General features: G+C 64.1%; 19 protein-coding genes and 1 pseudogene. 13 read left to right on the top strand and 7 right to left on the bottom strand.

Going from position 1 to position 24,335, the window contains the following annotated elements:
- Positions 1–283: 283 nt before the first annotated feature.
- The 5 genes and pseudogenes from BLR13_RS41740 to BLR13_RS16840 all read right to left on the bottom strand — a co-directional run.
- Positions 284–467, bottom strand: a pseudogene (locus BLR13_RS41740) (hypothetical protein); the annotation flags it as partial.
- Between the two features lie 449 nt (positions 468–916).
- A complete protein-coding gene (locus BLR13_RS16855; RefSeq protein WP_074821623.1) occupies positions 917–1,456 on the bottom strand; it encodes a GNAT family N-acetyltransferase in 540 nt (179 codons plus the stop codon).
- Positions 1,457–1,650: 194 nt separating this feature from the next.
- Positions 1,651–2,442: a Bax inhibitor-1/YccA family protein gene (locus tag BLR13_RS16850; protein WP_074821626.1), complete on the bottom strand. Its 792-nt coding sequence runs from the start codon at positions 2,440–2,442 to the stop codon at positions 1,651–1,653.
- A 243-nt stretch (positions 2,443–2,685) separates the two neighbouring features.
- Positions 2,686–5,256: an ABC transporter permease gene (locus BLR13_RS16845; RefSeq protein ID WP_074821638.1), complete on the bottom strand. Its 2,571-nt coding sequence runs from the start codon at positions 5,254–5,256 to the stop codon at positions 2,686–2,688.
- The gene (locus BLR13_RS16840) at positions 5,253–5,966 is read right to left on the bottom strand and encodes an ABC transporter ATP-binding protein (RefSeq protein ID WP_074821641.1); all 714 of its coding nucleotides are present in this window, start codon (positions 5,964–5,966) and stop codon (positions 5,253–5,255) included. The genes BLR13_RS16845 and BLR13_RS16840 overlap by 4 nt, the downstream gene beginning before the upstream one ends.
- Here BLR13_RS16840 and BLR13_RS16835 point away from each other — a divergent pair.
- The 12 genes from BLR13_RS16835 to BLR13_RS16780 all read left to right on the top strand — a co-directional run bounded on the left by BLR13_RS16835 (position 5,965) and on the right by BLR13_RS16780 (position 20,137).
- A complete protein-coding gene (locus tag BLR13_RS16835) occupies positions 5,965–6,681 on the top strand; it encodes an arylesterase (protein ID WP_091976553.1) in 717 nt (238 codons plus the stop codon). The two genes, BLR13_RS16840 and BLR13_RS16835, sit on opposite strands and share 2 nt — an antisense overlap.
- 171 nt (positions 6,682–6,852) lie before the next feature.
- Positions 6,853–7,389 (top strand): RNA 2',3'-cyclic phosphodiesterase, encoded by a 537-nt coding sequence (gene thpR, locus BLR13_RS16830; RefSeq protein WP_074831425.1) that lies wholly within the window; start codon positions 6,853–6,855, stop codon positions 7,387–7,389.
- A 213-nt stretch (positions 7,390–7,602) separates the two neighbouring features.
- Entirely contained in the window at positions 7,603–8,787 is a 1,185-nt protein-coding gene (gene zapE / locus BLR13_RS16825; protein WP_074821647.1) for a cell division protein ZapE, read from the top strand.
- 141 nt (positions 8,788–8,928) lie between these two features.
- Positions 8,929–9,897 carry a malate dehydrogenase gene (gene mdh, locus BLR13_RS16820; RefSeq protein WP_074821651.1) on the top strand — a complete coding sequence of 323 codons (969 nt, stop codon included), beginning with the start codon at positions 8,929–8,931 and terminating at the stop codon, positions 9,895–9,897.
- Between the two features lie 120 nt (positions 9,898–10,017).
- A complete protein-coding gene (gene sucC / locus BLR13_RS16815; protein WP_074831426.1) occupies positions 10,018–11,214 on the top strand; it encodes an ADP-forming succinate--CoA ligase subunit beta in 1,197 nt (398 codons plus the stop codon).
- A 2-nt stretch (positions 11,215–11,216) separates the two neighbouring features.
- Complete coding sequence (locus tag BLR13_RS16810; protein WP_074821654.1) at positions 11,217–11,693, top strand: DUF1579 family protein; 477 nt, start codon at positions 11,217–11,219, stop codon at positions 11,691–11,693.
- A gap of 51 nt (positions 11,694–11,744) precedes the next feature.
- The gene (sucD, locus tag BLR13_RS16805; protein WP_074821657.1) at positions 11,745–12,629 is read left to right on the top strand and encodes a succinate--CoA ligase subunit alpha; all 885 of its coding nucleotides are present in this window, start codon (positions 11,745–11,747) and stop codon (positions 12,627–12,629) included.
- 134 nt (positions 12,630–12,763) lie between these two features.
- Complete coding sequence (locus BLR13_RS16800; protein WP_074821660.1) at positions 12,764–15,721, top strand: 2-oxoglutarate dehydrogenase E1 component; 2,958 nt, start codon at positions 12,764–12,766, stop codon at positions 15,719–15,721.
- A 157-nt stretch (positions 15,722–15,878) separates the two neighbouring features.
- Complete coding sequence (odhB, locus tag BLR13_RS16795; RefSeq protein WP_074821663.1) at positions 15,879–17,120, top strand: 2-oxoglutarate dehydrogenase complex dihydrolipoyllysine-residue succinyltransferase; 1,242 nt, start codon at positions 15,879–15,881, stop codon at positions 17,118–17,120.
- Between the two features lie 175 nt (positions 17,121–17,295).
- On the top strand, positions 17,296–18,042 hold the full coding sequence (locus BLR13_RS16790; RefSeq protein WP_074821667.1) for an SDR family oxidoreductase: 747 nt from the start codon (positions 17,296–17,298) through the stop codon (positions 18,040–18,042).
- Between the two features lie 35 nt (positions 18,043–18,077).
- Positions 18,078–19,481 carry a dihydrolipoyl dehydrogenase gene (gene lpdA, locus BLR13_RS16785; RefSeq protein ID WP_074821670.1) on the top strand — a complete coding sequence of 468 codons (1,404 nt, stop codon included), beginning with the start codon at positions 18,078–18,080 and terminating at the stop codon, positions 19,479–19,481.
- Between the two features lie 125 nt (positions 19,482–19,606).
- Positions 19,607–20,137 (top strand): hypothetical protein, encoded by a 531-nt coding sequence (locus BLR13_RS16780; RefSeq protein ID WP_074831428.1) that lies wholly within the window; start codon positions 19,607–19,609, stop codon positions 20,135–20,137.
- A gap of 68 nt (positions 20,138–20,205) precedes the next feature.
- Here the strand turns inward: BLR13_RS16780 and BLR13_RS16775 are convergent, their stop codons facing one another.
- Positions 20,206–20,796, bottom strand: a complete 591-nt coding sequence (locus BLR13_RS16775) for a DUF4337 domain-containing protein (protein WP_074821673.1) — start codon at positions 20,794–20,796, stop codon at positions 20,206–20,208.
- 128 nt (positions 20,797–20,924) lie between these two features.
- Positions 20,925–21,896, bottom strand: coding sequence for a tyrosine recombinase XerC (locus tag BLR13_RS16770; RefSeq protein ID WP_074821676.1), 972 nt, complete (start codon positions 21,894–21,896; stop codon positions 20,925–20,927).
- A 139-nt stretch (positions 21,897–22,035) separates the two neighbouring features.
- Here BLR13_RS16770 and BLR13_RS16765 point away from each other — a divergent pair, with 139 nt between their 5' ends.
- Positions 22,036–24,246 (top strand): primosomal protein N', encoded by a 2,211-nt coding sequence (locus BLR13_RS16765; protein WP_074821679.1) that lies wholly within the window; start codon positions 22,036–22,038, stop codon positions 24,244–24,246.
- The last annotated feature ends 89 nt before the right edge of the window (positions 24,247–24,335 follow it).

The raw sequence follows: 24,335 nt of genomic DNA, 5'->3' as shown, positions 1-24,335 counted from the left end.
GGGTCATACCCTGAGTCGTGTAGATTTTTGATATACTGGGCGCGGTCGCTGCTACTCACACCGCCCCACGCTGCGGACGGGTAACCGCCGTAGTAGGCCGCGTTGGCGCCCCGAACACTCCCACCGTAGTAAGGACCACCTGCGTAGTAACCTGTGCCTGTTTGGTAGGGGTTGCCTCCCCATCCCCAGTTAGGTGAGGTGGCCGCGACCGCGCCAGCCGTGCCGATAGCGGCAGCCGTGCCGACCGCTGCGGCGCCTGCGCCGACTACACCGGCGCCGTAAACAGCCCGCCGCGTCTGCCGGCGCGCAACACCCGCAACGCTCACGGGGGTCAGCGGGCGACCCACCCGCGCCTGGGCGCTATCGATTGACAGCGAGATGCCGCCCTGCTCAGACCAACCGAAGGACAACAATGCCGCACACGTAAAGGCAGAAGCTGCAAGGGCAGTCTTTCGAGCATGTTTCATGGGTTTTCTCCGTTGTGCAACCAACGTCAATGCTTAACCCAGATCAAGGCTCCGACTTTTTAGCGGAAATGTTGATAACGTTCATGTTACTGCGGTGCTCGGCATAGGGGGTAACGCTCCCGCTCCCCCACTTCTGCAACGGGTCAATCGCGACTGGGTCGAGCCAGCAGCAAGTCCGGCCATGTCCGCAATGCCGCCGAAAGCGGAAGTGACTTCATAGCATTGGCGGCACCGCGACGGACGTGTTTCAAGCTTCGAAACCTGCAGTCTCGAATCATGCGCTACCAACTCAGCGACTTGAATGGACCTGGTCTACTTTGCATGGGGTTGTTTTCGCGATTTTGTGTCCGGGCCCTGCGGTTCAGCGCAGAAGCGGCGTTGCGCCGCGTCCGAAGCACGCGCGATCGTTAGTGCTTCACGCTTACGGCGAATCGAAATCAACTCCAGCGTTAAGCCTTCGAATCCGCCGGCAGCGTGCCTGCACCTTCGCCGAGCGCGCGCTGCATCATCACGGTGTCGAGCCAGCGGCCGAATTTGAGGCCGACACTGGGATGGGTCCCGATCATCTGGAAGCCGGTCTTGGTGTGGACGCCGATCGAACCGGCATTGGCGGAATCGCCGATCACGGCGATCATCTGCCGGTAGCCGCGGCCCTCGCATTCGGTGATCAGCCGCTGCATCAATTGCAGGCCGATGCCGCGGCGGTGGATCGAAGGCTGCAGGTAGACCGAATTCTCCACCGTGAAGCGATAGGCCGGCCGCGGCCGGTACGGTCCGGCATAGGCATAGCCGATGACGCGACCTTCGACCGCGGCGGCCAGATACGGAAACCCGCCGTCCATCAAGGCCCGGAAGCGCCGGGTCATTTCGGCAAGGTCGGGCGGGATCAGCTCGAAGGTCGCGGTGCCATAGCGGACCGCATGTTCGTAGATCTCGGTGACAAAGGGGAGGTCGGCCTCGGTCGCGGGCCTGATTTCTGCTGAGGACATGGCAAAAAGATATCAGCGGATCAGTCTGGATCAACGTCTTTCCGTTATGGCCGGGCTTGGCCCGGCCATCCACGTCTTTTCCAACAGGAAGGACGTGGATGCCCGGCACAAGGCCGGGCATGACGGCAGAGGGACAAAAGAAAAACCCCGGCCGTGAGGCCGGGGCTTCAACTCGTAAGCCTTGGTCGGAAGCGCTAGTCGCGCTGGCCGAGCAGCTGCAGGAGCAGCGTGAACAGGTTGATGAAGTTCAGGTAGAGCGACAGCGCACCGGTGATCGCCGCCCGTTCCGCAATGTCACCGCCCTGCGAGGCATAGCCGTAGATGTAGTCGTTCTTCAGCCGCTGGGTATCCCAGGCGGTGAGGCCCGCGAACACCAGCACGCCGACCACGGAGACGATGAACTGCAGCATCGAGCTCGCCAGGAACAGGTTGACCAGGCTCGCGATGATGATGCCGATCAGGCCCATGAACAGGAACGACCCCATGCCGCTCATGTCACGCTTGGTGGTGTAGCCGTAGAGGCTCAGCGCGCCGAAGGTCGCCGCGGTGATGAAGAACACCCGCACGATCGAGGTGTGGGTATACACCAGGAAGATCGACGACAGCGAAATGCCCATCAGCGCCGAGAACACCCAGAACAGCATCTGGGCCGTCGCCGGCCGCAGCCGGTTGATGCCGGCGGAGATCGCGAACACCATGACCAGCGGCGCAAAGATGAACAGCCACTTCAGCGGGCTGACATACATCGCGTAGCCGAACGGCGTCAGGAAGGCGTTGCCGAACTTGGCGGCGCCCGCCGACGGATCCGTCGTCACCGCCGCCATGTAGACACCGAGCGCCGCCAGGCCGGTGATGGCCAGGCCGATGCTCATGTAGTTGTAGATGCGCAGCATGTAGGCGCGCAGACCGGCATCGACGGTCGCGGCATCAGCGCGCCCGGCGGCCCGGCCGAAAGGAGAAGCGTAGTTACGGTCTAGGTCCGACATGGTCGAATTCCCGTTGGTTGCCCGGCGGAGCGCAAGGGGTTTGCGACGCCGGTTAGAAATCTATCTCAGATTACCGCGATTTGCCGACATTAATTTTGTGTCATCAAACCGGGTCTGTTCCCATCCGATATGTGGGAAACTAGCACATTCGCTGCAAGCTTCCACGCGCGGCCGAATGTCGCTCTGATCGGCGATTCCCGAGCAAAAGCAGCGTTAACCCTGCCTGCCGGCCGCTACAATTTGTCACAAATTCCGCAACACGCTGGCCGGCTTCTGGTTCAGGGCCAGCAACGTCCCGGCGAGTCCGAGGCCGACGGTGACGATCAGGGCGGCGGCAACCACGCCTGCCGCGCTGCCGGCCTGCCATATGAAGCTTAGCGTCATTATCCGGGTCACGATCAGCCAGGCCGCGACCGAGCCTGCGATCACGCCGAATACCGCGGTAGCGAAGCCGATCATCAGATATTCCAGCGCATAGGCGCCGAGCAGCCGGACCCGGGTGGCGCCCAGCGTCTTCAGGATCACCGCGTCGTAGACCCGGTGGCGGTGGCCGGCGGCCAGTGCGCCGCCCAGCACCAGGATGGCCGAGATCAGCGTCACCGCGCTGGCGCCGCGGATCGCGAGCACCAGGTTGGTGACGACGGCGCCGATGGTTTCCAGCGCTTCGCGCACCCGCACGCTCGTCACCATCGGGAAGGCGTCGGCGACCTGCTTGATGATCCGGGCGTCGCCGGCGGCGTCCGGGTGGGCCTCGGTCAGGGTGGCGACATGGGTGAGCGGCGCGCCCTTGAAGGCGTTCGGTGAGAACACCAGGACGAAATTGATGCCGAGGCCCTGCCAGTCGATGTTGCGCAGGTTGGCGATTTTCGCCGGGATGTCGCGGCCGAGGACGTTGACCACGATCTCGTCGCCGATCTTGAGCTTGAGCCCGTCGGCAATCTTCTTCTCCATCGAGACCAGCGGCGGGCCGCTATAGTCGTTGCCCCACCATTCGCCCTCGACGATCTTCGAGCCCTTGGGGATTTCGCCGGTGTAGGTCAGGCCGCGGTCGCTCTGCAGCACCCATTCGGAATCCTGGGATGCGCCGAGTTCGTCGGCCTTGACGCCACGGGCGGCGACGATACGCCCGCGCAGCATCGGCACGTCTTCGACCGTCGATTCCGGCGCGGTCTTTTTGAGAAATTCGCTGAAGCGGTCGGCCTCCGTGGTCGGAATGTCGATGAAGAAGAACGAGGGCGCGCGGTCCGGCAAGGCGGCCAGAAATTGCCGCCGCAGATTGCCGTCGATCTGGGTGATCGTGACCAGCACCGCCAGGCCGAGGCCGAGCGACATCACGACCGAGGGCGTCAGCGCGCCCGGCCGGTAGATATTGGCGATCGCCAGCCGCAGCATCGTGATACGGGATCGCGGCAGCCGGCGCGCCAGCGCCATCAGGCCGGCGGCGACGGCGCGCAGCACCGCGAACACGACGATCGAGGAGACCACGAACACGGCGGCGACCCGCTTGTCGTAGGCGAGCCCAATGGCGACGCCGATCAACAGCGCGATCACCACGGCCATCAATGCGAGATAGCTCCAGCGCGGGCGATGCCACTCGCGGGCGACCTCTTCGCGAAACAATGCTGCGACCGGCACGTCATGGACCCGGCCGAGCGGCCACAGGCCGAAGGCAAGTGCGGTGAGCAGGCCGTAGATAAACGACAATGCGAGTTCGTCCGGATGCAGCGCCGGGATCACCGGCAGCGGCAGCAGCTTGCCGAACAGGCCGACGATGACGAACGGCAGCGCGGCGCCGGCCACAAGGCCGATGATCGAGCCGATCCCGGCCAGCACGATCACCTGCGTCAGATAGATCGTGAAAACGTCGCGGCCGGTGGCACCGAGCGCCTTGAACGAGGCGATGACGTCGCGGCGCCGGTCGATGTGGCTCTTGACGGCGTTGGCGACGCCGACGCCGCCGACCAGCAAGGCGGCAAGGCCGACCAAAGTGAGGAATTGCGTGAAGCGGCTGATGGTGCGCTCTAGCTGCGGCGAGGCGTTGCCGCGGCTGCGGACTTCCCAGCCGGCTTGCGGGTGTGTTGCGCGCGCATCGTCGACCAACCGGGTCGCGGCGCGATCGTCGGCGGCATTGTCCGGCAGCCTGACGCGGTAAATCCAGCGCACCAGGCTGCCCGGCTGCAGCAGGCCGGTCGCGCGCAGGCTGGTCTCGCTGACCAGAAAGCGCGGGCCGAGGCCGACATTGCCGGCGAGCTTGTCCGGCTCGGCCTCGACCACGCTGCGGATCTGGTAGGGGGCGTTGCCGATGGTGACGCGGTCGCCGAGCTTGAGGTCGAGCCGCGCCAGCAGTGTGGAGTCGACCCCCGCGCCGAACGCACCGTCGCGTTCGGCGAGCAGGTCCGCGACCGGCATTTTGGGAGCGAGCGTCAACTCGCCGAGCATCGGGTAGTTGCTATCGACCGCCTTGAGTTCGACCAGCGCCAGTCTGCCGTCGCCGGTGCGGGCCATCACGCGCAGCGCGGCTGCGACCGAGACTTCGCCGCGCGTGCGCAGGAACGCGACTTCCTCGGGCTTGGCTTCGCGCTGAATCAGCGAGAACGCCGCGTCGCCGCCGAGCAGCGTGCGACCTTCGCGCGTCAGGCCTTCGCTGAGGCTGGCGGCGACCGAGCCGACGCCGGCGATCGCCATCACGCCGAGCGCGATGCAGGCGATGAAGACGTAAAAGCCGCGCAGGCCGCTGCGCAATTCACGCAGGGCATAACGCAGCGCCAGCGACGATCCGCGGCTGCGGTAAACGGGTTCGGCCATCACGGTCATGAATGGGTGTCGATCCGGCCCGAGCGCAGCCGCACCACGCGATCGCAGCGCTGCGCCAGCGAGGTGTCGTGCGTCACCAGCACCAGGGTCATGCCGCGCTCGGCATGTTTGGTGAACAACAGATCGACGATCTGCTTGCCGGTGGCCTCGTCGAGATTGCCGGTCGGTTCGTCCGCCACCAGAATGGCGGGGTCCGGTGCCAGCGCGCGGGCGAGCGCCACGCGCTGCTGTTCGCCGCCGGATAGTTGCGTCGGGTAATGATGCAGGCGATCGCCGAGCCCGACCGCGGTCAATTCCTGCGCCGCGCGTTCCGACGCGTTCGGGTTGCCGGCGAGTTCCAGCGGCACCGCGACGTTCTCCAGCGCGGTCATGGTCGGGATCAGATGGAACGACTGGAATACGATGCCGACCTGACGGCCGCGGAAGCGCGCGAGCGCGTCCTCGTCGAGGGCATTGAACGGCGTGCCGCTGACCACCACCTCTCCGCTGTCAGGACGTTCCAACCCCGCCATCACCATCAGCAAGGTCGATTTGCCCGAGCCTGACGGACCGATCAGGCCGATCGCCTCGCCCGATGCCACACGAAGGCTGATATCTTTCAGGATATGTACCCGCGCGGCTCCGGTGCCGAGCGAGAGGTTGACGTTGGAAATGGAAATGGTGTCCGGCTGGAGGCCGATCAGTGAAGAGGGTTCGATGAGACTGTCCATGGCTCGGTCATATGGCACTTCCGCCGCTCGGGTCGAGGGCTGGCGACGATTCTTCGCGCACATACGCGTGTTGATTATGGCTTTGATGACGGCAGGGATCATGGAAGGCGCGGTTTTGGCGCAAACCCCGGCCGCAGCCCCCGCCAAATCAGTCAAAATCGCCGTGCTGGGCGATTCCTTAAGCGCCGGCCTCGGCCTGTCGGGTTCGGCGGCATTCCCCGCCCGCCTGCAAAAAGCCTTGAGCGACAAGGGGATAAAGGTCGAGATGATCAATGCCGGGGTGTCCGGCGACACCGCTTCGGGCGGCCGCGACCGGCTCGACTGGTCGATCCCCGAGGGAACCGAGGCGGTCGTGCTCGAACTCGGCGCCAACGACGCCTTGCGCGGCACCGACCCCGCCGTCACCCGCGCCGCGTTGACCGATATCCTGACCCGGCTGAAGGCGCGCAAGATCGCGGTGCTGTTGTGCGGCATGGTGGCGCCGCCGAATTATGGCAGCGAGTATGCCGCCAAATTCAACGCGATCTATCCGGAGCTTTCGAAATCCTTCGGCGTCCCGCTCTATCCGTTTTTCCTCGAAGGGGTCGCGGCCGACACCAGGCTCAATCAGGCCGACGGCCTGCATCCGACCGCGGAGGGCGTCGATATCATCGTGAGAAATATTCTGCCCGCTGTGGAGGCACTTCTTGGCTCGATCTCCGGGCAACGCAGTTGAAGAACCGGCAATCGATAATCTTACCCCCACGTTTTTCCTGTAGCGCGCGCGTGCCGCATGCTTCGCAGAGTCACATAAGTCGGGTAGAAATTAGGTATCGGTGATTCGTCACCGGGATTGTTGTCAGGCGTGAGCCTCACGGCTTCGCGCCTTTGCATCGAGGATCTTGCGATGCCGCGTCTGTTTGCAGGACTGGAAATTCCGGCCGAGATTGGCCAGCAACTTTCCAATTTGCGTGGCGGCCTTCCCGGCGCACGCTGGATCGATCCCGAAAATTATCACGTCACCTTGCGCTTCATTGGCGATATCGACGGCATGTCGGCGAACGAAATCGCCTCGCTGCTGTTTCGGATCAACCGCAAGCCGTTCGAGGTCAAGGTCCAGGGGCTGCAGAGTTTCGGCGGCAGGAAACCGCGCGCGGTGGTCGCCGCCGTCGAGCCGTGCCGGCCGCTGATCGAATTGCAGGCCGAGCTTGAGCGGCTGATGCAACGCCTCGGGCTCGATCCCGAAGGGCGCAAGTTCGTCCCCCATGTCACGCTGGCGCGGCTGCATGACGCCTCGAGCCAGGACGTCGCCGATTATCTTTCGGTGCGCGGCTATTTCCCGAGCCGGACCTTCATGGCCTCGCGTTTCGTGCTGTTCTCCTCCCGCGCCTCCACCGGCGGCGGGCCCTATGTGGTCGAGGATTCCTACGCGCTGAGTGCGTGAGGTAGATCATCATCCGCTCTCACGGCTGTCATCATCCGCGAAAGCGGATGATCCAGTATCCCGGAGACGCCTGAAATCGAGCCGAGAAGCCGCAGGGTACTGGATACCCGCTTTCGCGGGTATGACGGCTTGGGTGCGGCGAGCCGTTTGCATACCCCCACCACTAATTCACGACTTGCAATTTCCGTCGCGGTGGGGCCGTAAGGTGGACTTATGCTGTCCACCTCGCCCAATTCGTTCCGTTCCCAATATCAGGCGCTGGTTTCCTCCGGCGCGATCGAGGCCGATCCGGCCCAGGCCGACGCCGTCGCGGCGCTGGCTGCGCTCGACGAGCGGCTGGCGAGCTACAAGCCGCCACGCAAGCTCAGTCTGTTGGGGCGGCTGTTCGGCGACAAGGACGAGGCGCCGCCGCGCGGGCTCTACATTTATGGCGAAGTCGGCCGCGGCAAGACCATGCTGATGGATCTGTTCTTTCAGCACAGCCCGGTCGAACACAAGCGCCGCGCCCATTTCCACGAATTCATGGCCGAAGTGCATGAGCGCATCTACGGCTATCGCCAGAACATCGCGCGCGGTGAAATCGCCGACGGTGACGTGATCGCGCTGACGGCGAATGCGATCTTCGAGCAGGCCTGGCTGCTGTGCTTCGACGAATTTCACGTCACCGACATTGCGGACGCGATGATCCTGGGGCGGCTGTTCTCAAAACTGTTCGAACTCGGCACCGTCGTGGTGGCGACCTCGAACGTGGCACCCGACGATCTCTACAAAGGCGGCCTGAACCGCGCGCTGTTCCTGCCTTTCATCGCGCAGATATCGGAACACATGGACGTGCTGCGGCTCGATGCGCGCACCGATTTCCGGCTGGAAAAACTCGTCGGCGTGAACATGTGGCTGGTGCCCGCCGACGCTGCGGCCAAGACCGCGCTCGACAAGGCCTGGGGCAGGATGACCGGCAACGCGCCGTGCAAGGCGCGCGACATCGCAATCAAGGGCCGGATGCTGCGGGTGCCCTGTTCGGCGCACGGCGTCGCGCGGTTTTCGTTTGCCGATATCTGCGAAAAGCCGCTGGCGGCGTCGGACTATCTGCGGCTGGCGCACGACTATCACACCATTCTGATCGATCGCATTCCGGTGATGGACTACGCCGAGCGCAACGCCGCCAAGCGCTTCATCTCGCTGATCGACACGCTCTATGACAATGCCGTGAAGCTGATGGCCTCTGCCGCGGCCGATCCGGTGTCGCTGTACCTGGCGGCCGAAGGCGTCGAGGCCAACGAGTTCAAGCGCACCTCCTCGCGGCTGATCGAAATGAGTTCGGAATCCTATCTGGCGCTCCCGCACGGGCGGAAGGATTCAGCGGCGAGCGGGTCCACCACGGGGCTGGTGGAGACCTGACGGCGACGAGAGAGCCCTGACCGAAATCAAGGCAGGACCGACAATTGGGCACGCCCCGACTTGAACGTATCAATCGAAAGGGATAACCAGCCGTCCAGTCCAACTTTCCCTCCCTCTTCGTCTCAGAAGGACAAATTTCCCATGGCGCGCGACAAGATTGCTTTGATTGGCTCCGGTCAGATCGGCGGAACGCTGGCTCACCTCGTCGGCCTGAAGGAGCTCGGCGACGTCGTGATGTTCGATATCGCCGAGGGCGTGCCGCAGGGCAAGGCGCTCGATATCGCGCAGTCGTCCCCGGTCGACGGTTTCGACTCCCATCTGACCGGCGCCAATTCCTATGAAGCGCTGGACAATGCCAAGGTCTGTATCGTCACCGCCGGCGTGCCGCGCAAGCCCGGCATGAGCCGCGACGATCTCCTGAGCATCAACCTCAAGGTCATGGAGCAGGTCGGCGCCGGCATCAAGAAATACGCCCCCGACGCCTTCGTCATCTGCATCACCAACCCGCTGGATGCGATGGTCTGGGCGCTGCAGAAGGCCTCCGGCATGCCGCACAAGAAGGTGGTCGGCATGGCCGGCGTGCTCGACTCCGCGCGCTTCCGCTATTTCCTGGCCGATGAATTCAACGTCTCGGTCGAGGACGTCACCGCTTTCGTGCTCGGCGGTCACGGCGACACCATGGTGCCGCTGACGAAATATTCCACCGTCGCCGGCATCCCGCTGCCCGACCTGGTCAAGATGGGCTGGACCTCGCAGGCCCGCATCGACGAGATCGTCGACCGCACCCGCAATGGCGGCGCCGAGATCGTCAATCTGCTGAAAACCGGTTCGGCGTTCTACGCGCCGGCGGCGTCCGCGATCGCGATGGCCGAAAGCTACCTGAAGGACAAGAAGCGCGTGATGCCCTGCGCCGCCTATCTCAACGGCGAATATGGCGTGAAGGACATGTATGTCGGCGTGCCCGTCGTGATCGGCTCCAAGGGTGTCGAGCGTATCGTCGAGATCGAACTCGCCGGTAAGGACCGCGAAGCGTTCGACAAATCGGTCGGCGCCGTTCAGGGCCTGGTCGACGCCTGCAAGAAGATCGCGCCCGACCTGCTAGGCCGTTGATCCTGCTCGGCTAATAGTCGATTGCAGGGAATATTTGCACTCCATCTGGTATATGGTATACCAGATGGAAATCCGGTGTGAACGTCGATCGCACCGCGTCAGGGTTTGGGGAGCGTCGCGATGAATATCCATGAATACCAGGCCAAGGCCCTGCTGCATGAATTCGGCGTGCCGATTTCGCGCGGCGTGCCGGTCTTGAAGGCCTCGGATTCCGACGCTGCCGCCAAGGCGCTTCCCGGCCCGGTCTGGGTGGTCAAGAGCCAGATCCACGCCGGCGGCCGCGGCAAGGGCAAGTTCAAGGAAGCCTCGGCCGGCGACAAGGGCGGCGTCCGCATCGCCAAGTCGGTCGCCGAGGTCAACGAATTCGCCAAGCAGATGCTCGGCGCGACCCTGGTCACGATCCAGACCGGCGCGCACGGCAAGCAGGTCAACCGGCTCTACATCGAGGACGGCTCCGACATCGACAAGGAGTTCTATCTCTCGATCCTGGTCAACCGCGAAACCTCGGAAGTTTCGTTCGTGGTCTCGACCGAGGGCGGCGTCAACATCGAGGACGTCGCGCACAACAACCCGGAAAAGATCGTGACCTTCTCGGTCGATCCGGCGACCGGCATCATGGGCCATCACGGCCGCACGGTGGCGAAGGCGCTCAATCTAAGCGGCGATCTCGCCAAGCAGGCCGAGAAGCTGGTGGTGCAGCTCTACAACGCCTTCACCGCCAAGGACATGGCGATGCTGGAAATCAATCCGCTGGTTGTCACCAAGCAGGGCCTGTTGCGCGTGCTCGACGCCAAGGTGTCGTTCGACGACAACGCGATGTATCGCCATCCCGAAGTCGCAGCATTGCGCGACGAGACCGAAGAGGACGCCAAGGAAATCGAGGCGTCGAAATACGATCTCAATTACGTCACGCTCGACGGCACCATCGGCTGCATGGTCAACGGCGCCGGCCTCGCCATGGCGACGATGGACATCATCAAGCTCTACGGCATGGAGCCGGCGAACTTCCTCGACGTCGGCGGCGGCGCCAGCAAGGAGAAGGTTGCCGCGGCGTTCAAGATCATTACCGCCGATCCCGCAGTGAAGGGCATCCTGGTCAACATCTTCGGCGGCATCATGAAATGCGACATCATCGCCGAGGGCGTAGTGGCCGCGGTCAAGGAAGTCGGCCTGAAAGTGCCACTGGTGGTGCGGCTCGAAGGCACCAATGTCGACGCCGGCAAGAAGATCATCCGCGAGTCCGGTCTCAACGTCGTGCCCGCCGACAATCTCGACGATGCCGCGCAGAAAATCGTGAAAGCCGTTAAGGGAGGCTAGCAATGGCTGACCATCTCGACGCACCGACGCTGCTTGAGGAACACCGCAAGCTCGCGGCGTTTGCGGGCGAGTGGAGTGGCGAGGAGATGGTCTATCCGTCGCGCTGGACCGCGGGCGGACCGGCGACCTCGCGCGTGGTCGCGCGCATCGACCTCAACGGCTTCTATTTGATCCAGGACACCCGTCAGACCCGCGACGGCAAGGAAACCTTCGCCACCCATGGCGTGTTCACCTACGATCGCGAGGACCGGCTCTACAAATTGTTCTGGCACGACTCGCTCGGCTACTATCCGCCGTCGCCGGCTTCCGGCGGCTGGAGCGGCAGGTCGCTGATCCTGGTGCGCGGCTCGCTGCGCGGCAATGCGCGTCATGTCTACGAAGTCATCGACGACAACAACTACACCGTGAAGATCCAGTTCTCGCCTGACGCCGAAGGATGGGCCGACGTGCTCACCGGCGCGTACCGGCGGATCCACTAGCTCTCCTTTTAGCTCTCCCTTTCCTGGCCATTTGCGAAAGTAACATCCATCATGTCCGTTCTGATCGACAAGAATACCAAAGTCATGTGCCAGGGCTTTACCGGCAAGAACGGCACGTTCCATTCCGAGGCCGCGATCGCGTACGGCACCAAGATGGTCGGCGGCACCTCGCCGGGCAAAGGCGGCGCGACGCATCTTGGCCTTCCGGTGTTCGACACGGTTGCCGAGGCGCGCGAAAAGACCGGCGCAGACGCGTCTGTGATTTACGTACCGCCGCCGGGGGCTGCGGATGCGATCTGCGAAGCGATCGATGCGGAAATCCCGCTGATCGTCTGCATCACCGAAGGCATTCCGGTGCTCGACATGGTGCGGGTCAAGAGATCGTTGAGCGGATCGAAATCGCGCCTGATCGGGCCGAATTGCCCGGGCGTGATGACCGCGGGCGAATGCAAAATCGGCATCATGCCGGCCAACATTTTCAAGCCCGGCAGCGTCGGCATCGTCTCGCGTTCGGGCACGCTGACCTATGAGGCCGTGTTCCAGACCACCCAGGAAGGCCTCGGCCAGACCACCGCGGTCGGCATCGGCGGCGACCCGGTCAAGGGCACCGAATTCATCGACGTGCTGGAAATGTTCCTGGCCGACCCCAAGACCACCTCGATCATCATGATCGGCGAAATCGGCGGTTCCGCCGAGGAGGACGCCGCCCAGTTCATCAAGGACGAGGCCAAGCGCGGCCGCAAGAAGCCGATGGTCGGTTTCATCGCAGGGGTGACCGCCCCTCCCGGCCGCCGTATGGGCCATGCCGGCGCGATCATCTCCGGCGGCAAGGGCGACGCCGGATCCAAGACCGCGGCGATGGAATCGGCCGGAATTACGGTCTCCCCGTCGCCCGCCCGGCTCGGACATACCCTTGCCGAAAAATTGAAGTCTTAATTCAATTCTTGGTTCTTTTGGGCGGGAAAGTTCGTCCTAAATAGGGTAATGGGTTCTTTATCCAGCCGATCCGGCCTCCGGGTCGGCTTTTGCGCCGTCTGTTACGCGCGAACCGAAATCACCAGGACGCCCTCATGTCTCGTCAGGACGCGAATGCCGCTTTTGCCCTCTCCTCGTTTTTGCAGGGCGCCAATGCCACCTATATCGACGAACTCTACGCCCGCTACGAGCAGGACCAGGCTTCGGTCGACCCCGAGTGGCAGGAGTTCTTCAAGAGCCTGAAGGACAGCCCTACTGACGTCCGGAAGAACGCCGAAGGCGCTTCCTGGGGTCGCGACAACTGGCCGCTCACGCCGCGCGACGAACTGACCTCCGCGCTGGATGGCAACTGGGTCAGCGTCGAGAAGGCGGTCGGCGCCAAGCTCGCCGCCAAGGCGCAGACCAAGGGCGCCGAAATATCGGCCGCCGACATCCACCAGGCGACGCGGGATTCGGTCCGCGCCTTGATGCTGATCCGCGCCTACCGCATGCGCGGTCACTTCCACGCCAAGCTCGATCCGCTTGGCATCGAGGCGCCGCGCGACCGCGAAGAACTCGATCCGCGCTCCTATGGATTTGCCGAAAGCGATTTCGACCGCAAAATCTTCCTCGACCACGTGCTCGGCCTCGAATACGGCACGTTGCGCGAGATCGTCGCGATCTGCGAGCGCACCTATTGCCAGACGCTCGGCGTCGAGTTCATGCACATTACCAACGCCGCGCAGAAGGCCTGGATCCAGGAGCGCATCGAGGGTCCGGACAAGGAAATCAGCTTCACCCGCGAGGGCCGGCGCGCGATCCTCAACAAGCTGATCGAGGCCGAAGGCTTCGAGAAATTCTGCGACATCAAGTTCACCGGCACCAAGCGCTTCGGCCTTGACGGCGGCGAGGCGCTGATCCCGGCGCTGGAGCAGATCATCAAGCGCGGCGGCAATCTCGGCGTGAAGGAAATCGTCTTCGGCATGCCGCATCGCGGCCGTCTCAACGTGCTGACCCAGGTGATGGGCAAGCCGCATCGCGCGCTGTTCCATGAATTCAAGGGCGGCTCCGCCAATCCCGACGCGGTCGAAGGCTCCGGCGACGTCAAATATCATCTTGGCGCCTCGTCCGATCGCGAGTTCGACAACAACCGTATCCATCTGTCGCTGACCGCCAACCCGTCGCATCTGGAAATCGTCGATCCCGTGGTGCTCGGCAAGGTGCGCGCCAAGCAGGACCAGCACGGCGATCCGCCAGACCAGCGCATTTCGGTGCTGCCGCTGCTGATGCATGGCGACGCGGCGTTCGCCGGCCAGGGCGTGGTGGCGGAATGCTTCAGCCTGTCCGACCTGAAGGGCTACCGAACCGGCGGTTCACTGCACTTCATCGTCAACAACCAGATCGGCTTCACCACCTATCCGCGCTATTCGCGTTCCTCGCCCTATCCGTCCGACGTGGCGAAGATGATCGACGCGCCGATCTTCCATGTGAACGGCGACGATCCGGAAGCCGTGGTGTTCGCGGCCAAGGTCGCGATCGAGTTCCGGCAGAAATTCCACAAGCCCGTCGTGATCGACATGTTCTGCTACCGCAGGCACGGTCACAACGAAGGCGACGAGCCGATGTTCACCCAGCCGGTGATGTACAAGAAGATTGCATCGCATCCCGGCACCGTCGAGATCTACTCCAAGCGGCTGATTGCCGACGGCGTGATGACCGAAGGCGAAGTCGAAAAGGCCAAGGCCGACTGGCGCGCGCGGCTCGATGCCGAACTCGAGGCCGGCTCCGGCTACAAGCCGAACAAGGCCGACTGGCTCGACGGCAAATGGGCTGGCTTCAAGTCTGCCGATCAGGAAGAAGACGCCCGCCGCGGCGTCACCGGCGTCGATGTCAATGTGCTGAAGGATATCGGCCGCAAGATCACCAAGGTGCCCGACGGCTTCCGGGTTCACCGCACCATCCAGCGTTACCTGGAGAATCGCGCCAAGGCGATCGACAACGGCGTCGGCATCGACTGGGCGACCGGCGAGGCGCTGGCGTTCTGCACGCTGATGCAGGAAGGCCATCACGTCCGCCTGTCCGGCCAGGACTCCGAGCGTGGCACCTTCTCGCAGCGTCACTCCGTGCTGATCGACCAGGAAGACGAGAGCCGCTACACCCCGTTCAACCATCTCGGTAACGACCAGGGCCATTACGAGGTCATCAACTCGCTGCTGTCCGAAGAGGCGGTGCTGGGCTTCGAGTACGGCTACTCGCTGGCCGAGCCGAATGCCCTGACGATGTGGGAAGCGCAGTTCGGCGACTTCGCCAACGGCGCGCAGGTGCTGTTCGACCAGTTCATTTCATCCGGCGAACGCAAGTGGCTGCGCATGTCCGGCCTGGTCTGCCTGCTGCCGCATGGCTATGAAGGGCAGGGGCCGGAGCATTCCTCGGCGCGGCTCGAGCGTTTCCTGCAGATGTGCGCCGAAGACAACATGCAGGTGGTCTATCCCACCACGCCGGCCAACTACTTCCACGCGCTGCGGCGTCAGCTGCATCGCGAGATCCGCAAGCCGCTGATCGTGATGACGCCGAAGTCGCTGTTGCGCCACAAGCGCGCGGTGTCGCGGCTGGATGAGCTCGGCGCCAACGCCACCTTCCACCGAATCCTGTACGATGACGCCCAGATGCTGCCCGACGAGCCCATCAAGCTGGTGCCGGACGACAAGATCCGGCGCGTCGTGCTGTGCTCGGGCAAGGTCTATTACGACCTCTACGAGGAGCGCGAGAAGCGCGGCATCAACGACATCTACCTGATGCGTGTCGAGCAGCTTTATCCGGTGCCGCTGAAGGCGCTGGTGCACGAGCTCGGACGCTTCAAGGGTGCCGAGGTGGTCTGGTGCCAGGAAGAGCCGCGCAACATGGGCGCGTGGCACTTCATCGAGCCCTATCTCGAATGGGTGCTGAGCCAGATCCACGCGCCGAACAGGCGCCCGCGTTACGCCGGCCGCGCCGCGTCGGCGGCAACCGCCACCGGTTTGATGTCGAAGCATCTGGCGCAGCTCAAGGCCCTGCTGGATGAGGCGCTGAACTAGGATTTTTTCATTTGTCATGCCCCGCTCAGGCGGGGCATCCAGTACGCCGGGCCGTCCGTTTTGATCACGGTTCTCTCGGGTACTGGAACGTCCACCCAATGCGCACAATCGTGCACCAGGCGGGCGATGACGGCACAAACGACTGAGGAAACAGACCATGACTGAAATTCGTGTTCCGACGCTCGGCGAGTCCGTGACGGAAGCCACCATCGGCCGCTGGTTCAAGAAGGCCGGCGACGCCGTGGCGGTGGACGAACCGTTGGTCGAGCTCGAGACCGACAAGGTCACCATCGAAGTCCCGGCGCCGTCGGCGGGCGTGCTCGGCGAGATCGCCGCCAAGGATGGCGAAACCGTCGCCGTCGGCGCGCTGCTCGGGCAGATCACGGAGGGTGCCGCTGGTGCCAAGCCGGCCGCTGCGCCAGCCAAAGCTCCCGCTGCTGCCGCAGCCCCGGCCGCAGCAGCTGTAGCTGCTCCGGCGCCGAAGGCGGCACCGGCCGATGCGCCGCTGGCACCGTCGGTGCGAAAACTTTCCGCCGAAAGCGGCGTCGACGCCGCCACCGTGCCTGGCTCCGGCAAGGATGGCCGCGTCACCAAGGGCGACATGCTGGCTGCGATCGAGAAGGCGGCTTCGGCGCCGACGCCGGTCAATCAGCCGGCGGCCGCGGTGCAGGTGCGTGCACCGTCACCCGCCGACGATGCCGCGCGCGAAGAGCGCGTGAAGATGACGCGGCTGCGCCAGACCATCGCGCGGCGGCTGAAGGACGTGCAGAACACCGCCGCGATGCTCACGACCTTCAACGAGGTCGACATGAGCCACATCATGGAGATGCGGTCGCTGTACAAGGACGTGTTCGAGAAGAAGCACGGCACCAAGCTCGGCTTCATGGGCTTTTTCACCAAGGCCGTCGTGCAGGCGCTGAAGGACATCCCGGCTGTCAACGCCGAGATCGACGGCACCGACCTGATCTACAAGAACTACTATCACATCGGTGTTGCCGTCGGCACCGACAAGGGCCTGGTCGTGCCGGTGGTGCGTGACTGCGACCACAAGTCGATCTCCGACATCGAGAAATCGATCGCCGATTTCGGCCGCCGCGCCCGCGACGGCCAGCTCAAGATCGACGAGATGCAGGGCGGCACCTTCACCATCACCAATGGCGGCATCTACGGTTCGCTGATGTCGACGCCGATCCTGAACGCGCCGCAATCGGCCATTCTCGGCATGCACAAGATCCAGGAACGGCCGGTGGCGATCGGCGGCAAGGTCGAGATCCGCCCGATGATGTATCTGGCGCTGTCCTACGATCACCGCGTGATCGACGGCAAGGAAGCGGTGACGTTCCTGGTTCGCGTCAAGGAAAGCCTGGAAGATCCGGCGCGGCTGGTGCTGGATCTCTGAGGCATTCGGCATGCCGGCGTCGGCGTTCGAGCCCGCCGTCGCGCGCTGTGGATCGATGCGTACCAGAGCGTTTTCGAGCGAAGTGGATGCCGGTTCGCGTGAAGAAAACGCGTCAACAAAAGAGTAAAAGCCCGGTTCTGATTCAATCCGAACCGGGCGCTTATTGGGGGCTGATGTGACGGACAAGGTTGTTGTGATCACCGGCGGGAGCCGCGGCATCGGCCGCGCTGCCGCGCTTGCCGCCGCCGCGCGCGGCTTCCGGATCGTGGTCGGCTACGCCAGCAACGACGCCGCGGCCAAGGAAGTCGTCGCCTCGATCGAGCGCAAGAACGGCAAGGCGATCGCGGTGAAATGCGACGTCGCCAGCGAGCAGGATATTCTGGCGCTGTTCCGCGCCGCCGATGATTTCGGCACGCTCGGCGCGTTGATCAACAATGCCGGCATCGTCGGGCCGTCGGCGCGGGTCGAAGACATGTCGGCCGAACGCATTCAGCGCATGATGGCGATCAACGTCACCGGCAGCATCCTGTGCGCGCGTGAAGCCGTCAAGCGGATGTCGACGCGCAATGGCGGCGAGGGCGGCGTCATCGTCAATCTGTCCTCGGTCGCGGCAAGACTGGGCGCCCCCAATACCTATGTCGACTACGCGGCCTCCAAGGGCGCGGTGGATTCCTTCACCGTCGGGCTTGGTCACGAAGTTGCCGGCGAGGGCATTCGCGTCGCCGCGATCCGGCCCGGGCTGATCGATACCGAAATTCATGCGAGCGGCGGCGAGCCCGATCGCGCCCACCGGCTCGCGCATATGGTGCCGATGCAACGGGTCGGCACCGCGGAAGAAATCGCCAACGCCATCGTCTGGCTGATATCGGACGAGGCGTCCTACGTTACCAGCGCCATCCTGGATGTCTCGGGCGGGCGCTAATCCCTGTCACATCTCTCAGCTACAGGACTTCGATCATGGCTACCTACGATCTCGTCGTCATCGGCACCGGCCCCGGCGGATATGTCTGCGCGGTGCGCGCGGCGCAACTCGGCATGAAGGTCGCCGTGGTCGAGAAGGACCCGACGCTGGGCGGCACCTGCCTCAACGTCGGCTGCATGCCGTCGAAGGCGCTGCTGCATGCTTCCGAAATGTTCGAGGAGGCGGGGCATTCCTTTGCCAAGATGGGCGTCAGCGTTTCCTCGCCGAAGCTCGATCTGCCGGCGATGATGAATTTCAAGCAGCAGGGCATCGACGGCAACGTCAAGGGCGTCGAGTTCCTGATGAAGAAGAACAAGATCGACGTCATCAGCGGCAAGGGCAGGATTCTCGGCGCCGGCAAGGTCGAGGTGACCGGCAGCGACGGCAAGACGCAGGTGGTCGAGACCAAAAACATCGTCATCGCCACCGGCTCGGATATCGCGCGCCTGAAGGGCATCGAGATCGATGAGAAGCGCATCGTGTCGTCGACCGGCGCGCTGTCGCTCGACAAGGTGCCGTCGAGCCTGTTGATCGTCGGCGCCGGCGTGATCGGGCTCGAACTCGGCTCGGTGTGGCACCGGCTGGGCGCCAAGGTCACCGTGGTGGAATTCCTCGATCGCATCCTGCCCGGCATGGACGGCGAAGTCGCCAAGCAGTTCCAGCGCATCCTGGAAAAGCAGGGCTTCGCGTTCAAGCTCGGCGCCAAGGTCACCGGCATCGACACCTCGGGCAAGACGCTCGCGGTCAAGGTCGAGCCGGCGGCCGGCGGCGCGGCGGAGACGCTCGAAGCCGATGTGGTTCTGGTCTGCATTGGCCGCGTGCCCTACACCGAGGGCCTCGGCCTGAAGGAGGCCGGCGTTGCGCTCGACAGTCGCGGCCGGGTGCAGATCGACGCACACTTTTCCACAAGCGTGAAGGGCATCTATGCGATCGGCGACGTCGTCGCGGGGCCGATGCTCGCGCACAAGGCCGAGGACGAAGGCGTTGCCTGCGCGGAAATCATCGCGGGGCAGGCCGGCCACGTGAATTACGATGTGATCCCAGGTGTTGTGTATACCACGCCGGAAGTATCGTCGGTCGGCAAGACCGAGGAAGAGCTGAAGCAGGCGGGCGTGGCGTATACGTCGGGGAAATTTCCCTTCACCGCCAATGGCCGTTCCAAGGTCAACCAGACCACTGACGGTTTCGTGAAGATTCTCGCAGATGCGAAAACGGACCGGGTGCTCGGCGTGCACATTATCGGCCGCGAGGCCGGCGAAATGATCCACGAGGCCTGTGTTTTGATGGAGTTCGGCGGTTCCGCCGAGGATCTGGCGCGGACTTGCCATGCGCATCCGACCCGCTCCGAAGCCATCAAGGAAGCGGCGCTTGCAGTCGGCAAGCGGGCGATCCATATGTGATCGACGTCCGGCAGAAGCCGGGTGCATGATCCGGAAACGTGGATGCCGGTTTTCCGGAACGATCATGCTCAAACGAGAAGATAGAGCGGGATGACGAAAGTCAGGCCGCTCTAGAGATGACGTCCATGATGCGCCGCCTACTTCAACCGTTCTGGGTTTTGCTTGCGGTCATCTTCCTGGTCGAAGCTTGGCTGTGGGATCATCTCGAGCCGATCGTGGCGCGCGTCGTCGCGCTGATCCCGCTGCGCGCCTTCAAGCAGTGGCTGGCGGAGCGGGTCGACACGCTGTCGCCGGCGATGACGCTGATCGTGTTTCTCGTGCCGGTGATTCCGCTGTTTCCGCTCAAGCTGGCCGGGCTGTGGCTGCTGGCCCATGAATATTGGATGGCCGCCGTCGTCACCATCGTGTTCGCGAAATTCCTGGGCGTAGGCGTCACCGCCTTCATCTTCGACGTGACGCGTGTGAAGCTTCTGGAAATGCGGTGGTTCGAGAAGCTCTATGAATTCGTGCTGGCCCTGCGTGCCAAGGCCGCCGCTTTGGTCGACCCGGTCAAGCAGCGGATTCTTGATATCGTGCGCGGCGATGGCGATGGCTGGTCATCGCGCATGCTGCGGTTGATCCAGCGCTTCCGTAAAAGCGTGCACTCAGCGCGCTGAACTACTGTCATCACCTGCTCCAGTGCGCAATTGCGCACAAGGCGGATGATGACAGCAGCAGCGGTGGCTCAGTGCAGATGCAGGAAGTGCGGCGCGTAGACGCCGAGTGCGGTCACAACGATGCCTGCCAGCGCCAGCGCGCCTGAAACCCAGGCTAGAGCGATGATGCCGGTGATGATGGTCGCCGAAGCCAGCACGATGCCGATCTGGAACGCGGCCGACGCCAGTTCATAGTGATGATACTTGGCCGTCGCCTCGTCGCGTTCGTGCTCGGCTTCCTTGGCGCGCTCGGAGAGTTGTTCCGAGCCTTCGCGGGTTTCCGGCTCCGAGCGATAGCGCGACGCAGTCTTGTTCCAGTCGTCGATCTGCTTTTGCAGCGCCGCCTTGGCGGCATCGTCGCCCATGGTCCCGAGGCTGAGCTTGGCGTGTTCGGCGGTGGCCTGAACCACGGTGCGGCGGATGCTCTTGGCCTGGAAGAAGGCCCACAGGTTGGAGGCCTCGACGTTCTTGCTGATCGACTCGGTCTGCGCGCCCTTGCCCAGCGTTTCCGACAGCGCCAGGCACAAGGCGATCACCGCGATCAGCAGCGCGATCTTCCTGTTTTCGCCCGAAGCTTCCTCGGCATGCTCCGCATGCTCCATGCTCTCATGTGCGCTCATGATTCCCTCCTGCCTGATGACCGGATCACGATTGCCGAACCGCAACGCCGGCGCAAGGGGGCAACAGCGGGGACGAACAGGCCGTTGGCGGTGTGACGGGAATGTGTCGCCGCGAGGCGATGGCCTGCTCAGCGGCGCGGATGCGCTGTGCGGTAGACTTCCAGCAGCCGCTCCGAATCGATGCCGGTATAGATCTGCGTGGTCGAGAGCGAGGCGTGGCCGAGCAATTCCTGGATCGCGCGCAGGTCGCCGCCGCGGCTCAACAGGTGGGTCGCGAAGGAATGCCGCAGCGCATGCGGCGTTGCACTGTCGGGCAGGCCGAGCGCGCCGCGCAGCCGCTCCATGGTGAGCTGGATAATTCGGGGGCTGAGCTGCGCGCCGCGGGCGCCGACGAAAATCGGTCCGGCCGGCGGCAGCGGATGCGGGCACATCGCGGTGTAGTCGGCGATCAGCGCCAGCACGTTCTGCAGCACCGGCACCATCCGGGTCTTGTTACCCTTGCCGGTCACGACGATGACGTCGCCTTCGCCGGGCTTCGGCACGTCGCGGTGCTTCAGCCCCAGCGCTTCGGAGATGCGCAGGCCCGAACCGTAGAGCAGCGCCATCACGGCGGCGTCGCGGGCCCAGATCCAGGGATCGCGATCCTCGCCGGCGCGTTCGTCGGCGTCGGCAAACCGTTTGGCGGCGGCCATCTGGATCGGCTTCGGCAGGCTCTTGCCGATTTTTGGCGCGCGGATTGCCGACAATGCACCGACCTTGCCCTTGCCCTCCCGTTCCAGGAAACGTCCGAACGACCGCAGGCCCGCCAGCGCCCGCATCAGCGAGCGGCCGCCGATATCGTCGGCGCGGCGCATCGCCATGAACGCCCTGACGTCACTGGCTTCGAGCGCGGCAAACGCCTTGAGCGACACGCGCCTGCCCCAATGTTCGCAGAGAAAGGCCAGGCACTGCCGGAGGTCGCGGGCATAGGCCTCCAGCGTCTTCGGCGACAGCCGCCGCTCGGCGCGCAGATGCGTCAGCCAGCGCGTCATCTCCAGCGCCAGACCTTCGTCGGCGCAATCGAGATCGATGGTTTGAACTGGCGCGGCAGATCGGGTCATGAAGCTTGGGTCATGGAGCTATGGCGCCCTGATTCTTCCCGATTATATCGCACCTGTTTCGTTTACCGTTCGCTAACTTGGGTAGCCCCCGCCGCCACGCGCCTTTACCTTGAGCCGTTGCCACCCCGAGCCTGATTCGATGGACCATTCCACGCGCCAAACCACCTCATCGGCATCGTCAACGCGTGTCGTCGACGTGCTGGTGCCGGTTGCGCTCAATCAGGCCTATTCCTACCGGGTGCCGCGCGGCATGGAACTGAAGCCTGGCGACGTCGTCTGCGTGCCGCTCGGTCCGCGTGAGGTCGTGGCCGTGGTGTGGGCGGAGAACGCCACGCCCGATCCGCGTCTGCACAACCGCCTCAAGGATGTCGGTGAAAAGCTCGACGTGCCGCCGCTCAAGGAGGAGCTGCGCCATCTGGTCGACTGGGTCTCCAATTACACGCTGTCGGCGCGCGGCATGGTGCTGCGCATGTGCCTGCGGATGGGAGAAAATCTCGGCCCCGAGCGAATGCGGCTTGGCGTGCGGCTGGTCGGCGAACCGCCACGTCGTTTGACGCCAGCACGGCGGCGGGTGATCGAGGTGCTGTCGGATGGCCTGCTGCATGGCAAGTCCGAAGCGGCGAGGGAAGCCGGCGTCAGTGCCGGCGTGATCGACGGTCTGGTCGATGAGGGGACGTTGGCGATCGAGGTGATGCCGCCGCCGCTGGCGCCGCCGGCGCCCGATCCGGCCTTTGAGCAACCGGAATTCTCATCCCTGCAGCGCAGCGCCGTCGATGCGATGCGGGCGCTGGCCGCCAATGGCAGCTTTCACGTCGCCCTGCTCGATGGCGTCACCGGTTCGGGCAAGACCGAAGTCTATTTCGAGGCGATCGCCGAAACCGTTCGCCGCGCCAGGCAGACGCTGATCCTGATGCCCGAGATCGCGCTGACCGGGCAATTTCTCGATCGCTTCGCGCAGCGTTTCGGCGTCCGTCCGCTGGAGTGGCATTCGGAGCTCACGCCGCGAACCCGCGCGCGCAACTGGGCTGCGATCGCCTCCGGCGAAGCGCCGGTCGTGGTCGGCGCCCGCTCCGCGCTGTTCATGCCCTATGCCGATCTGGGGCTGATCGTGGTGGATGAAGAGCACGACCAGGCCTACAAGCAGAGCGACGGCGCGCACTATCATGCCCGCGACATGGCGGTGGTGCGGGCGCGGATCGAAAAGATTCCGATCATTCTGGCCTCGGCGACACCGTCGGTCGAGACCGAGGTCAACGCCCGCAAGGGCCGTTATCAGCGCGTGGTGCTGCCGTCGCGCTTCGGCGGCCAGCACATGCCGCATATCGAAGCGATCGATCTGCGCCGCGCGCCGCCGCCGCGCGGCCGCTTCATCTCGCCGCCACTGGCCGAACAGATCAAATTCGCGATCGAGAAGCGCGAACAGGCGCTGTTGTTTCTCAACCGCCGCGGCTACGCGCCGCTGACGCTGTGCCGGGCCTGCGGCCACCGCTTTGCCTGCACCATCTGCGACGCCTGGCTGGTCGACCATCGGTTTCGACAGCGGCTGGTCTGCCACCATTGCGGCTTCTCGATGCCGCGTCCGAATATCTGTCCGCATTGTGCGGCCGAGGAATCGCTGGTCGCGGTCGGCCCGGGCGTCGAACGCCTGCAGGAGGAAGCCGCCCAACTGTTTCCCGAAGCCCGCACCATGGTGCTGTCGAGCGACCTGATCACCTCGATCGAGACCATGCGCAGCGAGCTGAACGAAATCGCGGAAGGACGCGTCGACATCATCATCGGCACGCAACTGGTGGCGAAGGGCCATAATTTCCCGCGGCTCAATCTGGTCGGCGTCGTCGATGCGGATTTGGGCCTCGGCAACGGCGATCCGCGCGCCGCCGAGCGGACGTGGCAGTTGCTGAACCAGGTGATCGGGCGCGCCGGCCGCGACCAGGGCCGCGGCGTCGGCTATCTGCAAACCCATCAACCAGAGCATCCCGTGATGAAGGCGCTGATCGCCTGCGATCGCGAGGCGTTCTACGGCAGCGAAATCGACGCGCGCGAACGCACCGGCTATCCGCCGTTCGGCCGGCTCGCCAGCCTGATCATTTCCGCGGGCGACCGGCCGACCGCAGAAGGCTTTGCACGAAAACTCGCCGCCATCGCCCCGATCGACGAGCGCATCCAGGTGCTGGGGCCCGCCGAGGCGCCGCTGGCGGTGATCAAGGGGCGCTATCGTTTCAGACTTCTGGTGAAGTCGCTGCGCAACGTCGATCTGTCCGACTACCTGCGCGAATGGCTCGCCGCAGGTCCGAAGACCAAGGGCAATCTCAAGCTCGAGGTGGATGTCGATCCGCAGAGCTTTTTGTGAACTTGTCTTACCCTCCCCTGGAGGGGGAGGGTAAGAAGACAAAAAAAGCCTGCCGTCATTTGCGACGGCAGGCTCTTGTCGGCCCGGGG

Source organism: Bradyrhizobium ottawaense (assembly GCF_900099825.1).
Taxonomy (GTDB): domain Bacteria; phylum Pseudomonadota; class Alphaproteobacteria; order Rhizobiales; family Xanthobacteraceae; genus Bradyrhizobium; species Bradyrhizobium ottawaense_A.
The sequence above is the reverse complement of the archived record's forward strand: the minus strand, read 5'-3'. Positions and strand labels throughout refer to the sequence as shown.

Coding starts and splice junctions, on each gene's coding strand:
- BLR13_RS16850 (WP_074821626.1), bottom strand. CDS start 2,442: ATGTCGGACCTAGACCGTAACTACGCTTCTCCTTTCGGCCGGGCCGCC.
- BLR13_RS16845 (WP_074821638.1), bottom strand. CDS start 5,256: ATGACCGTGATGGCCGAACCCGTTTACCGCAGCCGCGGATCGTCGCTG.
- mdh (WP_074821651.1), top strand. CDS start 8,929: ATGGCGCGCGACAAGATTGCTTTGATTGGCTCCGGTCAGATCGGCGGA.
- zapE (WP_074821647.1), top strand. CDS start 7,603: ATGCTGTCCACCTCGCCCAATTCGTTCCGTTCCCAATATCAGGCGCTG.
- BLR13_RS16855 (WP_074821623.1), bottom strand. CDS start 1,456: ATGTCCTCAGCAGAAATCAGGCCCGCGACCGAGGCCGACCTCCCCTTT.
- thpR (WP_074831425.1), top strand. CDS start 6,853: ATGCCGCGTCTGTTTGCAGGACTGGAAATTCCGGCCGAGATTGGCCAG.
- sucC (WP_074831426.1), top strand. CDS start 10,018: ATGAATATCCATGAATACCAGGCCAAGGCCCTGCTGCATGAATTCGGC.
- odhB (WP_074821663.1), top strand. CDS start 15,879: ATGACTGAAATTCGTGTTCCGACGCTCGGCGAGTCCGTGACGGAAGCC.
- BLR13_RS16810 (WP_074821654.1), top strand. CDS start 11,217: ATGGCTGACCATCTCGACGCACCGACGCTGCTTGAGGAACACCGCAAG.
- BLR13_RS16840 (WP_074821641.1), bottom strand. CDS start 5,966: ATGGACAGTCTCATCGAACCCTCTTCACTGATCGGCCTCCAGCCGGAC.
- BLR13_RS16835 (WP_091976553.1), top strand. CDS start 5,965: ATGGCTCGGTCATATGGCACTTCCGCCGCTCGGGTCGAGGGCTGGCGA.
- BLR13_RS16770 (WP_074821676.1), bottom strand. CDS start 21,896: ATGACCCGATCTGCCGCGCCAGTTCAAACCATCGATCTCGATTGCGCC.
- BLR13_RS16765 (WP_074821679.1), top strand. CDS start 22,036: ATGGACCATTCCACGCGCCAAACCACCTCATCGGCATCGTCAACGCGT.
- BLR13_RS16775 (WP_074821673.1), bottom strand. CDS start 20,796: ATGAGCGCACATGAGAGCATGGAGCATGCGGAGCATGCCGAGGAAGCT.
- sucD (WP_074821657.1), top strand. CDS start 11,745: ATGTCCGTTCTGATCGACAAGAATACCAAAGTCATGTGCCAGGGCTTT.
- BLR13_RS16800 (WP_074821660.1), top strand. CDS start 12,764: ATGTCTCGTCAGGACGCGAATGCCGCTTTTGCCCTCTCCTCGTTTTTG.
- BLR13_RS16780 (WP_074831428.1), top strand. CDS start 19,607: ATGATGCGCCGCCTACTTCAACCGTTCTGGGTTTTGCTTGCGGTCATC.
- lpdA (WP_074821670.1), top strand. CDS start 18,078: ATGGCTACCTACGATCTCGTCGTCATCGGCACCGGCCCCGGCGGATAT.